The sequence below is a fragment of the Aliikangiella coralliicola genome, assembly GCF_007004725.1.
GTDB lineage: Bacteria > Pseudomonadota > Gammaproteobacteria > Enterobacterales > Kangiellaceae > Aliikangiella > Aliikangiella coralliicola.
Window position 1 is genome coordinate 348,706 of the sequence record NZ_ML660167.1, and the last position, 13,761, is coordinate 362,466.

Here is a 13,761-nt window from a genome sequence, read left to right on the forward strand (position 1 = left end):
TGGATACCTTGAAAAAGTCACCTTGAAAAAAGTCCTTTGAAATAAATCACTTTGAAATAAGAGCGGTTAAAATAATCGTTGAGGGATCCCCTTGTATTTTCACAGGAAATCCGCTCAGCATGTTTTAACTCGATTGTTAACCCGAAACTAACGCAATGAATAAGAAACAATAGCAATCAGGGTATCTTGAAACTCGCTATCGATCAGCGGACTGTTAGTAATATTTTCATGCAACCGGGTACGTGATATCTGGCCAACGATCGCCCATTTTTGATTGATTGGAACAACGGCACTAAGGCCTAGTTGATAATTCGTTGCAGCATCTGTCTGGTAATAAAAACGTCCAACGCTTATATCGGTTTGTTGTTCGTTTATTCCATAATAGTAGTTAACGTATTTGTCGTTATACCAATGGGCAGATGCAATGGCTTTTATCATTAAGCCTCGTTTGTTGGCGTAAAGAGGAATATCAAAAGATGCGCTGGCTGAAGTCGAATCTGACCGGTCTGAAATATCCTGGGTAACATCCAATGAGAACAAACCGAACTTAACGCCGAAATTTCCGACCAGCTCTCCATCGGGTGACTGGTAACCGTCAAATACCGGGTGATCAGATAATTTATTCAATGGTGAAAAGTCGCTATCATAGCCGTCGTTTCGATAATTCAAGCCGGTAGAGAAACTTAATGTATCGCCTGGTTTATAGTGATAAGAAACCATATTGTTAACGCCGAACTGCCAGTTGCCATAAATTGCTTGAAAATAAGGTAATGCCCCCGCTTCTACATCAAGTGAACGCCATGGTTTCTCCCCAACGATAAAGCCACCTCCAACATTGATTTTCCAATCAGAAACTTTTGACTTTAATTTGGCAGAGCTGACACTCTCAGTAACTTTTTCGTTGTGATGTTGTTCCGCATAAAATTGAGCGATACTCGTTTTTTTTAAGTCAATAGTTTGAAGTGTGGCAAAGCCATCAACCGCTCTCACCTCGCAGCTAAAAATAATTGATAATAAAATACATAAATACTTTTGAGTTCGTTTTAATAAATGCATAGTTCAATTTCCTTGTTAGTGATCGCGGAAATTTTATCGAGGGTGTAGTTAAGGAACAGGTGTCAAATGTCACGGAAAATCTTGATAGTTCCCTTAAATCCCAACCGAAATACGTCGTGACATTTGTCTATATTGATGAAACAAGTGATATGGCATAATGTCATCCACGCGGTATTTGGTCGATTTTAGATGAAGCAACAACCTTTAGAATTATACTTGGGACTGGTCACCTGGCTAGGTGTGGCGCTGTTGACGTTTTCAGCCTGGAATGGTGAAGATATTAGTTCTCTCGATTTAAACAATACGAACATTAGTATTGTGGCCAGCTTGTTCATTTTATATCTCATCGGCTCTCTTGCTTGTGATGTGAACTTCGAACACCCGAAAAGGTCTAGAGTTCGTAACATTGGTACTATCGTCTCAACTTTAGCTTTTCTTGCATTAGTTGTCTTTTTCCAATATCCAGTAGTGGGCATTTTGGCAATTATTATTGTTGTGCAAATTGTCGAGTTTTATGGGCAGAAACTTGCCTGGGCAGCGGCGATTCTATTTCCTGTTTCGGGTGCGTTGATCGATGGTGTGATAAAAGAAATTCCATATGCTTATCAGGGGATATTGTTATATGCACTATTTAATTTTTTCGCATTGTTAACAAAAAGTCGCTTTATCAGCGAGCAACACGCCAAAAACCGATCATTACAATTAGTCAGAGAATTAAAGGCGACTCAAATTCTTCTAAGCAGCGCAATCAAACGAGATGAGCGATTAAGAATTTCGCAAGATTTACACGATGTTATCGGTCATCACTTAACCGCATTGAGTTTACAGTTAGAAGTTGCTTCACACGTTAAGGAAACTGAAATACAGCAGCATATTCAGCGGGCCAAAGCCATCACTGGTTTGTTACTGTCGGATATTAGAGAGACGGTTTCCGAAATCAGGCCCGATAAAAATCTGGACCTGGAAGAAGCCTTAAAAACCTTAACTCAGGATATCACTAACCTGGACGTTGAGCTCAACTATCAATTACCAACATCGATTTCCGAGCCACGATTAGCGGAAGTCATTTTTCGCTGTGTACAAGAAGCGATAACCAATACCTTAAAACACGCCAATGCTTCCAGGTGCACCGTTGATTTGTCTTTAGCCGGCCAAGAGATAATTTTGACTATCGCTGATAATGGTCTATCGGAGGCCCCGATTAAGAAAGGCAATGGCTTAACAGGAATGAGTGAAAGAGTAAACAATCTTGATGGTCAGCTTAATATCGAGAATATGGCCGAGGAGTTTTTGTTAACCGTTAGACTCCCGTATCGATATTCGATTTAGTCAGTCGGTGAAAAATGAACTTGGGAAAAAGGTAGCTTAATGTCGATAAAATTATTATTAGTCGATGATCAAAACTTGGTCAGGATGGGGATCTGTAGTTTGTTGCAGTTGACCGACCATATCGATGTGGTTGAACAGTTAGACGACGGAACCGGCGTGCTAAGCGCAATTAATGAACATCAACCCGACATCATGCTACTCGATATTCGAATGCCGAGAATGGATGGTCTGGCTGTTCTGGAAACACTCAACGCCCACAAAATAAATTTGCCAACATTAATTTTAACAACTTTTGATGAACATGAGTTGGTATTAAATTGTCTTGAGCTAGGAGCAAAAGGATACTTGCGCAAAGATGTCACCCTTGAAAACCTGGTTAATGCGATCGATGCAGTCGCTGCTGGGAAAATGTGGGTGCAACCGGCAATTACCAATCAAGTGCTAGAACACAAAGATGTCATTAAATCCGATAAAAATGATGTCATAGAGCCATTGTCTGAAAATGAAATTCAAGTGTTACGATTGATCGCTGCAGGTTACTCAAACAATGAAATCGCCAGTGCCATTCATCGCTCTGTTGGTACAGTGAGAAACCTGGTGTCATTTATTTTAGCCAAACTGCAGGTTCGTGATCGAACTCGGGCTGTGTTAAAGGCAATAGAAAATGGTTTGATTTAAGTTTGATAATTTAAACGATTGAAGAAAAGGACTGCGAACCTGCCCTGTTCATAGAACAAGACAGGCGTTCATTTTCGTGGTGATACCGGGTAATTAATCGCCAGGCCGTAATATGTTCTGCGCAATTTGTTTTGCAGGTCCGTCATCAACAATCGAAAAGTGACTGGCTTTGATATCAAAAATATGAATTGGTTCTGATGAATACTGCCCCCAACCATAATCTTCCAGTTGGCCCAAAGATTCCTCACTAGCACGATACAAAGAAAACTCGGTTTTGTGCGGTAATTTTTGAGTTTTATAGTGACGACACGCCCGCTCACTGGCCATCGCCACTGAAAAAAGTATGTTGAATTGATTTTGCGGAATATCTAAACCATTACGCGTCATTATTTCATAGAGGTACTGACCATGTTGTTCTTCGGGGAGTTGTCGTAGATGTTCAATATCAACATTGAAGTTCAGTCCATAGACACTCTCAATACTGTTGCACACTCTCAGAATTTCTGACGCCTGGTCATTAGTTTGCTGGCCAGGTTCAAGCGTATCCAATAAAATTAAATCAGCTACTTTGTCACCGCCATGTTGAAGCAACCTGGCCATTTCAAAAGCGACGATGCCGCCGTTTGAATAACCTAACAATGTGTAAGGGCCTTCAGCCTGAACTTCCTTTAATGCTTCAATATTCGCTTTGGCGATTTCTTCGACGTTATCAACCGGCTGCGTCTCTCCGTCAAAACCGATCGCCTGTAAACCATAAAATGGCTGCTGCTCACCTAACCCGTGGCTTAACGGTCTTAAGGGGAGCGTGTAACCTTCAACCCCAGGTACGGCAAAAATTGGTCGTCGATCTCCTTCAGTTTGAATTGGGACCAAAATATCAAAGGAGTCTGATTTTTCACTGAGTATTTCCTTAGCAAGAGTAGCGATGGTCGAAGCAGTGAAAAGAATATCCAGCGGTAACAATCGACCAAACTGAGCTTTGATCATTGAGATAAGTTTCATCGCGGAATTTGAATCGCCGCCTAGCTCGAGAAAATCATCATTAATCCCGATCATGTCAGGATCTTGATCGAGTATTTCGCTCCAAATAGCCACAAGCTGTTTTTCGGTATGATTGCGTGGAGCAAGATACTTTTGTTTAGCGGCCGACACAGTCGGCTGATCATTGCTGACCGGTTGCTTTTGTGACAATAAGAATTCAGGTTGAGGCGTGGTTGCAGCTCCCACCGAATACTTTTCCTTTGCAAAAGGATATCCAGGCAAGGAAACAGGTGTTACCTTCTGTTCTCTCCAAATAACCGCCCAAGGTATAGTCGCGCCGCAGGTCCACAGTAAGGCGATTTGTTGCCACTGTTGAGCAATCATGCTCAACTCAATTTGTTGTGCACTCATATCCTTGGTAATCAAATTGACCAGGGGATTATTACGAATTTGCTCAAGGCTTCCATAATAAATATCTCTTTCTTTTAAACCACTATTCTCACCAGATTTAGAAAGCAAACCAGATCCTTTGACAAAGTTTAACTTTTCAAGCAGATCATCAACTGATGTTGCAATCACCGCCAATCTTTCCGTCATCGCCTCCCGACCGGTCTGTAAACTGTAAATTAAATCTTCAAATACAACCCCCGACTCCGCCGAGAGAAAATCAATATACCGGTCAACATAATCAGCCAGTCGAGCCCGGTCCTTCGCCGAAAGAATAAATAACTGCGCCTGATTGACCGCAGCAGTTTCCGGTTGAAGATGATTGTTTTGTTTCGAAGTGACATACTCCTCCAACACAATATGAACATTCGCCCCACTATCGGCAAAGGAATTAACCCCCGCACGAATGAGTCTGTCCTGCTCTCCACGAATGCCCTCAAACTCGATTTCCCGGTCCGCAATATAAAGCGGGTGGGATTTCTGCTTGATATCAATAAAGTCACTCACCTGACGTTTCGTTATCGTCGCCGGGAATCTCCGGTGCTTCAGCGACAACGCCACTTTTATCACACTGGCAATACCACTCGCCGGCTCAAGATGACCGATATTGCCTTTTACACTGCCTAATGCGCAGTGTTTATGGCCTGGCTTCTGCCCCTTAAACACATTCTTAATCCCTTCAAACTCAAACGAGTCGCCCCATTTGGTTGAGTAACCATCCACTTCGATATAATCGATTGTTTCCGGATTAATACCTGCCTTGTCATAACAGTCCCCTATCACCCTAGTTATCGCTTCATGTTTGATTTCCGACAGGTCATTAGCACCGCCCCGGTTATTCTGATGACAGGCTTTTATCACCCCGTAAATGGGATTGTTATCTCGCTCAGCATCGGCCAGGCGTTTTAATATCACCACACCAACCCCCTCTCCCCGGGTAAAGCCGTTGGCATTATCATCAAACACACCACAGGTCCCATCCGGCGATAACATCCCGTATTGCGAGCCGGTGATATAGTCATTCACAAACAGGTTCAGACAGACTCCGCCCGCCACTGCCACTTCACTTTCCTGGTTCAGCAGTGAATAGTAAGCCCGGTTAATCGCCACTGCCGAAGAAGCGCAATTGGTATTAATCGATTCACTCGGTCCACAGAAATCAAAAAGGTAAGATAGCCGGTTGGCCAGGTAATAGGTCGGACTCGATGAGTTAAACAGCGGCGCATTCGCTATCTGGCCTGCATGGTCTCTTAAGTACTGCTCATACTCGGCATATTCATAACCGATAAACACCCCGGTATTGGAGCCGCGCAGACGCCCCGCATCTATCCCGGCATCTTCTAACCCCAGGTAGACCTGTTGCAGTAACAAACGCTCCTGGGGGTCGAGCACTTTGGCTTCATCGGCTGACAGGTTAAAAAACGATGGGTCGAAACAATCCACATCTTCAATCAGCGCCCCCCATTTGGTCACCGTTTTTCCCGGTGTTGGCGCTTGGGCGTAATGTTCTTCCCAGTCCCAGCGCGACTTGGGGATTTCTCGAATACTGTTTTTCTCTGTTACCAGGTTATTCCAGAATGTCCTGGCATCGGGGGCATCGGGAAAGTGACAGCTCAGGCCTACTATGGCGATGTCAAAAAGTTTTTGTGATGATTGTCTTTGATCGTTCAGTACATCAGCTTGAGAAACTTGTGTTTCCTCAACCAGGTTTGCATTAACCTCAAATTCCTCAGACAGTTGATAGTGAGATATCAATTCATCAAGATGTTCTGTGATAAGAAAACTAACGATTTCATCAAGTGAATCAAATGCCCTATACGTCAGATCGATTGAGTATGTTTTTTTGATGTAACCAAGTAGTTTTTTGAATGTCGGACGCGAATTCTGTACATCAAATTGGTTTTCGGCAAATACAGGCCTGTGCGTTTTTCCTTTGCGGTGTTCTGAACGATAAGATTGTTGACGAGTTAACTGACGATTCTGAGAACTGCCATTTTTTATTTTTAATTGTTTGGTATTCTGAGAGATGCTTACAGCTTCTTGAGCGCTGGAAGTTTCCTCCACGAAAACAGTATCAGCAATGTCATCAAGATTTCTTTGGATAGTGCTTGCAAGTTCATTAACCGTGTTAACTTCAGTAAATTGGGCGGGCGTAATTGAAAGATCAAATTTCTTAGATAAATTTGTCATCAGTTCCATTGTAATGATGGAATCCATTCCAAAACTTTCAAACTCTGCGTCAACATCTAATTTACCAAGCGGCATTTTCAGTGTTGACTCCACTATCTTTTTGACTTCTCCTAAAACTTCAAACTCGGCGACTGCTTGCATTTCAATTCCCTCCACATTGGAAATTTAATCAGTATGTTTTAGCAACTCACTTTTTATTTACATTAACCATACTTCTCTACAACCTTGATGAGAACTCATTATCAGTACAAGCAGCAACCAACTTGCAAAAAGCATCTCAAGAATGAGATTTGTTTTTTTAAATATTATAAGAGAAGTCAAAAAAATATCGTTCAAAAACTGCGGAAACCATGATTAATACAAAGAGGCTTTGTAAGTTGTCCTTCGTTTTTAATTATTAACTTCCTTTAAATTAGTTTTGCTTACACTGGTTATTTAATTTAGATACGCCGACATCATATCAATTTATAATTATTAGTTTTATGACATGAAAGATTTCAAACCATCCTGTAAATATTGTTCTACTGTTTTTGTTATTATAAGATTTTATTAGTGCACTACACATGCGCTAATTGATGAGGCAAAGATAGACCGAATTGTTCTCTTTAACAATAATTAGTTTGAGATATTTATTAATTTTTTCCAATAGATATAATTTTTTATTAAAAACCAAAGTCACACTAATCTAAAATTACAAATCACTAATACTTTCTAACTCAGCTTAAACTAATGCCCAGCCGCTTATCAGGCCGCTACTTAGTTCAATTAAATTAACGCATCAACATCTTGGAATTTCAGTCGCTCTTGCCAATATCTTTTTGGACTAACGAGCATTTACTCTTCTAAAAAACCTAAAAACTCAGATAAAAACAAGTACAAGAATAATTTTTGTCAAGATGTAAGTGAGAAAAAAATGAATTACAAAAAATGTTTGGCTCTAATCATTAGTATTCACTAATTAACTTTGAAAAATCTGAACAACTATTTTTCGAGTTTTCCTGAATTAAAAATATTTCGGATAAAATCGGCGTGGCATTAATTAAACACCAAGTCGGCGGGGAGTTTTGATAACAATTACTTAATGCGGCAATTGCAATATTTATACTGTAATTGATTAAGTTCGCGAAAAGAAGGAAACTTTAACGTCAGGTGTTTTGACGCCAGATGTTTTGACATCAAATATATTAACATCGAAAACTTTACCATCCGATAGCTAAAAATTAAATTTCAAGCTATCGGATGGGAGCAAACTGGAATAATCAATCTGAGATTGATTTAAAGCACAGAACTAACCCACATAATCTCGCGGTCTAACAGTACCTTCAGGAACCTCTTTCTCAAATTGTTGATTAAACAGTTCGCGCCCCAATTTTTCCTCTAACTCTATAAGTCGGGTTTTCAATTGTTCGACTTGCGCCTGTTGATTAGATTTGAGTGCACGTACCCAAATTTTACAATAATAAGGTAACGATGCAGGATAGTTTCCATTTTGAAAATGAATATCACATTGAATACCTTCTAACATATCGGCAAATTTTTCTGCCTCATCAGCTTCCCTTAGCTGATCTAAAAGAAGCTGGGAATGTTGGGCCTTACCTCTTGATACTCTCGTAAATAGAATGTCCAACATTTGCTGAAATTTAAAGCCAGGTGGTGAATTTTCATATGGAATATCATTTATTATCTGATCTTCGTAAGCTAAAGCCTGTTCACTATCGCCGAGCTCATAAGAATACTTTGCCAACGACTTTAAGGATTGAATAACACCTTGCCACGCTTCGTGTTGTTGGTATATGGAAAGTGTTTTTGTGCCGACGATGAGGCAATCATTCCAGTTGCTCTGGCTCTGGTAAAAATGCTGCAGAAAAGTGGAGACTTGTTGAAGCAAAAGGAGTTCCGATTTCTTCACTGGTTCTCTTAATTTATCAAACCAGGTTTGCCATGCTTGGGCTCCCTCTTTTAGCCGTAGACTATTTTTCGCTTCAGACTCACCCATAACACTTGAAGCTAATGTCAACCACGCTATTTTTTTATTTATTGCACCTTCGCTGTCGGTTTTATCTGAAGGAGACTCTTGCAAATTGAGTTCATCAGTAAAATAAGTTTTTGGTGTACTCTCCAACAACTTAAGTGACCACGCCCTGCTTTCCCCATCAAGCTTAACTTGTTGTAGCAATTGTTCGAAGGCATTTTTAACCCCGAAAAAACCACGATAATCATCATTAATCCAAAGATTTTCAAAATGCTTTACCCAGAACCGACGGTTGATCAATAAATTATTAGAAATATTTGGATTAGGTTGTTTAACGACATGTTGTGCCAGTAATCGAATTCCCTCACAAATAATCTGGCTAAAACGAAACTGTAATTCTTCCTGGTTAATATTATTCAAGCCACAGTTTTCTCGTTGTTGGGCTAAAAAATTCAGACACCTTGAGTCTACCATTCGGCCATGGGGTAAACGACTCAGAAAGCCCGCACTTTCCCATAGTTCTATTCCCTCAGCAAGTTTGACATTTTTTGGGTCTATGTCCTCTGCTGTGTTTTTCTCCGCCAATAACGAAAACAAGTTTTTTGCTGGTTCAAACGGCGTTTTTTGATCGGTAACCGTCATTATCAGTTCAAGCAACAATCCACGGGTTTCGCTACACAAAACGAGTAGCTGTTGCCAAAATGGTGCTAACTCACGCCATTGCCATTGATAAAACAATGCCATTTTTGATCGCTTTACCAGTGAATTATCCTGTTCATCGTTAATGTGTTTCTCAACCTGACTGGTTAATTCACCTACATTAGAAGATTGCAGTAACGGCATCACTTTTCTAGTTAACCAGGGATTCCCTTTTAGTGACAACAAGAGTTTTTCCCAATCTTGGTCGCTGCAAATTGCTGTGAGATTTTCGGCCGTCAATTCCGAACTCGAAAGTGACAGCTGACGTAAATTCTCAACTGCTATCATTTTTTGCTCGACCATTGGCAGCGGTGATAACTCAATTTTAACTGTGGCTAAGTTTTCATCTATTACTGGCGTTAATCCGGCATAAGACTCGCCAATAATAACGATCTTATGTCCGTCAGACAGCAATTGATGTAGAAAACAGTTCAAGCTTTGTTGCTCTGCCTCACTAGTAGAATCTTTAGCAATATTTTCCTTACTTGATTTATCGACATTATCAAAAATAAAACAACAGTGATAATCCCCGAGTTTTTGTTTGACTTTCTCAAATGAGAGTTCTGGTGATTGAGTTTTATTAGCGATTACAGGCGCGATCATTTCGAGCATATCACTGGGCGAGTAATGATTGGCACCACAATCAAAATAGAAACCAAAGTCAATTTGCTGTGTTTGTGCGAGATACAGACTGACAATATGAGCCAATTGAGTTTTTCCCGAACCTTTTTCGCCGACAACTAAAGCCGCCTGCTTAACATTAGACATTTGGGGATTGGTAAATTGAGAAGTCGATTGAGAAATCAACTGCAGTGCCTGACCATCTCCAACTTGCTTTAGCATCGGCGGCTGCATTTCTGTATGAAAACCGAATAGTTTTTCACGAAAGTATTCAGTTTGCTGAGGTGTATCTTGTTCAGCGAAGGTTTGAGGCGATTCAAAAAAAGTCACTGATTGTCTTCCATAATGAACCAATAGCGACCAAGGATGGAAAGGGATCGGTTGAACCGTTGTTAATTCTGTTTCTATCTGAGACTGCAGTGCTTTGCGTGCCTCAACTACCGCTTGCGCAAGCGTTAAACCTTTAGTTATTTGCAAATAAATCGCTTCAAAACATTGTACTCCAATCCACGGGTTAGCGACCTGCCCTAATCCGATGACATTACCTAATCCCTGCTGATGAGCCTCTTTAGCAATAATCGCAAGTCCAGCTGACGCAGAAATTGTTTGTTCATTTTCCAGATAGCAACGTGCGTCAACGCTCAATGCAGCGACCTGATTCTCGACTAAGGAATCGGCTAGTTCACTTATTGAAATGCGGCTGCTCGGCGTGTTATTGAACAGGAAATGTGCTTCTTCATTTTCGAAGATAACTGGACCATCGTAATGAAAAATATGGACGGGCTTACTTTTATCCTGCAGTCTTTCTATTAACTTTTCTTTGTCCGCTACATGGCATAATTCGTAGTCAATGACACCACCGGACGCAATTGCATTTAAGCTTAAATTGATCACACAGCTATTATCATAGGGTAATTTGAGCGCTGTTGGTCTTGAAATAAAATATAAAACTCTTAGCGGCTGGTGCTCTTCTCGTTGTCGTTGACTTTCTTGTTGATGGCCAACATCAAAAACAGGTGATGATTCACCTTTAACCTGCGTGGTATCTCCTTGCAAAAGTTGTGAAACATGATCCTGGACTGGTGGAGTTGTTTTTAACTCATAGCGAAGCTCTGCCAACTCCTTTTGCAAGTCAGCACTCGACGAATCATTTAAGGAATCTGGAGAACCATTTGTTTGAATAAATCGGCGTTGAAAACCTTTTACCACCGCCGATAGAACGTACCTGGATTCATGTAATATCGCAGCTTCCCAAAGCTCTTTAAAAAAATCGATTCTGGCAGACTCTACTTGCACTTCCAAGTTCTCATAGCCTTGTTCTTCAATCGTTTCCTTAATCTTAATTAACTGATAATCTTCACCCAATAATTCGTCGCCAATATACTGACCAAACTTGATCACCTTTTCGACAACGCCACGATCACCAATACTCTCTTGTAAACTCTCAGGGTTGTTTTGAAGTGGATAATCACTAAAATACCATGCAAGCGTTTGATAAAAATTTTCGTAAACAGGTGACGTATAAGACTCTGTAATAAAGCCTTCAGTGGAATTATTACTCTCTAATAAAATCTGAATAGCGTCTTCAGCTTTTTCTGAGTTCTCGTTAGCTGGTACATCGATTATTCTTAACAACATAATTTACACTCTCAATCACTTTAGCTTACTTTGTCAGGTCAAAGCCGACTAGATAACACATCAACTTTGTTTCCTGGTTTCATATTGCAATACTATATTAAAGTTTTTTATTAACATGACTACACAGTCGAGTATGTTTCACTATTGGTAATAATACTGCCATGTGCAATCGGATAAGTTACTTCTTTGATCGCTGATAAAGGAATAATCTCTCGCATTGAAATCTGATACGAGCTGCTTTTTTTTTCATCTTTTATCGCCAGCGAAACTTTGTGGGTGTCATTGGGATGAACCTGCCAAAACTGCCATTTATCTGGTTGATCCTGACGAGCAGGATCAAAGCTAATAGTAATTTTCCCTTGTTGAGAAAAAGAATAACTAAAATGATCCAGAGGTATCGACAGCCCCATTCCACAGGCTTTAATATAAGCTTCTTTTAAAGTCCATAAGTCAAAAAAGCGATTCTTTCTTTTCTCCGGTGGCAACGCGAATAAATGCTCTGTTTCCTTAGGCGAGAAAAATCGGTTGGCGATCTCTAACATTTTTCCAAGTCGAGGTAAGTACTCCACGTCCACGCCGACTTCTTGATTAGAAGTAACAGCTATGGTAACTAACTTATCGGTATGAGAAATATTAAATCGCACTGGTTTAACGATTTCAGAGTTACTAATAAAAGGTTTACCAAAATCGTTTTTATCAAAGGTCCATGCGTCTGGTGCTATACTGGCATCATACAAAGAAAGGACACATCTAACCATCGCGCGAGTAATTAAATATTGATGCCGATCTTTTTCAAAATAAAACTTTTTTTGCTGTACAAGCTCCTCTTCACTTAAAAGCTCAAAGTATCGTGATAGCAAACTCGGCTCAACAATTTCTTCATCATAAACATGCCATAAATGTACTTCTTGATCGCCGATAATCATATAATAAAATTCCTTTTCTAAAAGTACCGTTGAACCGCTTTTTTGGCGGCCAGGTAAAATCGTTTAATGTTCATAAATGCAAAGTAGATTTTTGATTGAAATACTATCTTCTGAAGGATAACCGAAAGCATTGTTGACATACTTTATTCCTTCTAGTGTGACCCGCCGATTAACATGGCTGTGTCCGTAAACGTGAATGTCGGGTTTCAACTTTCTTATTTGTTTCTCTAACAAAACGCTACCTAAGGCCGGATAAACATACCGGTAAGCTTGCGGAATATAAATAGGCATTAAATCAATACGGGGTAGAAAATGAGAAAAGCTAATCACTGTTTGATTAGTAATCTGTAAATAGGCTTCATTTTTTGCGACAAAATATTCGGTGACATCTGCCGGTCGTAAATTATCAGGCCAAACGCAGGCGCGAAAATCCATCCAGATTTTCTCTAATTGTTCAGTCAATGGCGCAAAAGAAAAGTCGTACCATCCTAGTAAAGGCACAATTGATAAGGTTTCATTGTGATAGGGTTGCGTCCCCACATCATTATCTGCGGCGACTTGAGTAATCAATTCAAACTTTTCAAGAGAATGACTAGTTGTATCTCTTGAAACCCAAAGTTCATGGTTTCCCGGGACAAACAAAACCTTAAGAAACTTCTTTGTTAGTGCTCGAAAACACTGATCCAACAATTTAAGATCGTCGGTAATATCGCCGGCTACAATTAAAATGTCGTCGACATAATCTTCATTCGAGATATCCACCAACCACTGTTTATTTTCCGAATAATCGACATGAATGTCAGATACCACAAAAACTCTCATTCATCCTACTCTTTATTGACAATCCATTTAAATTCTTCTTATTTCCCATTGATGCAAAAATACTTGTCATCGCCCGTTAATTCGTTTTTCTTCAAGTATTCATTTCTTTCAATATAGAACCAGCATTTTGACGTGACGGCAAAAATCTCACAATGCGTTAATTATGTTACTAATCGCTTTCAAAACGCGACTTAACAGGCTACAAATATTTTATATCAGGCGCTTTATTTTCCTAATTATTCGGCTGTAATGCAAGCTCTTAAAGAGATTAGTGATTTTTTACAGAATTTAGTGAGAATGGATGTACTCCCTCTCCTTCAGGGAGATAGAAAACTCTTTTTCTACGTAATCTCAAACAATAAAAACTTTCTACCTCTCCCTGGCCCTCTCCTTCAAAGGAGA

At 40.0% G+C, this 13,761-nt stretch carries 7 protein-coding genes; 2 read left to right on the forward strand and 5 right to left on the reverse strand.

The genetic code is table 11. The features are described from left to right. Window positions 1-147: 147 nt before the first annotated feature. The gene (locus tag FLL46_RS18890) at window positions 148-1,056 is read right to left on the reverse strand and encodes a MipA/OmpV family protein (protein ID WP_142932899.1); all 909 of its coding nucleotides are present in this window, start codon (window positions 1,054-1,056) and stop codon (window positions 148-150) included. Between the two features lie 189 nt (window positions 1,057-1,245). On the opposite strand from FLL46_RS18890, the gene FLL46_RS18895 reads away from it, so the two are divergent. Next, window positions 1,246-2,385 carry a sensor histidine kinase gene (locus tag FLL46_RS18895; protein ID WP_142932900.1) on the forward strand — a complete coding sequence of 380 codons (1,140 nt, stop codon included), beginning with the start codon at window positions 1,246-1,248 and terminating at the stop codon, window positions 2,383-2,385. A gap of 39 nt (window positions 2,386-2,424) precedes the next feature. Further along, on the forward strand, window positions 2,425-3,063 hold the full coding sequence (locus FLL46_RS18900) for a response regulator transcription factor (RefSeq protein WP_210418759.1): 639 nt from the start codon (window positions 2,425-2,427) through the stop codon (window positions 3,061-3,063). 93 nt (window positions 3,064-3,156) lie between these two features. On the opposite strand, the gene FLL46_RS18905 is transcribed toward FLL46_RS18900, so the two are convergent. The 4 genes from FLL46_RS18905 to FLL46_RS18920 all read right to left on the reverse strand — a co-directional run bounded on the left by FLL46_RS18905 (window position 3,157) and on the right by FLL46_RS18920 (window position 13,359). Beyond that, entirely contained in the window at window positions 3,157-6,822 is a 3,666-nt protein-coding gene (locus tag FLL46_RS18905; protein ID WP_142932901.1) for a beta-ketoacyl synthase N-terminal-like domain-containing protein, read from the reverse strand. A 1,147-nt stretch (window positions 6,823-7,969) separates the two neighbouring features. Then, window positions 7,970-11,611 (reverse strand): AAA family ATPase, encoded by a 3,642-nt coding sequence (locus tag FLL46_RS18910; RefSeq protein ID WP_142932902.1) that lies wholly within the window; start codon window positions 11,609-11,611, stop codon window positions 7,970-7,972. A gap of 119 nt (window positions 11,612-11,730) precedes the next feature. Beyond that, window positions 11,731-12,537 carry a 4'-phosphopantetheinyl transferase family protein gene (locus tag FLL46_RS18915; protein ID WP_142932903.1) on the reverse strand — a complete coding sequence of 269 codons (807 nt, stop codon included), beginning with the start codon at window positions 12,535-12,537 and terminating at the stop codon, window positions 11,731-11,733. 63 nt (window positions 12,538-12,600) lie between these two features. Beyond that, entirely contained in the window at window positions 12,601-13,359 is a 759-nt protein-coding gene (locus tag FLL46_RS18920) for a metallophosphoesterase family protein (protein ID WP_142932904.1), read from the reverse strand. Window positions 13,360-13,761 lie beyond the last annotated feature (402 nt).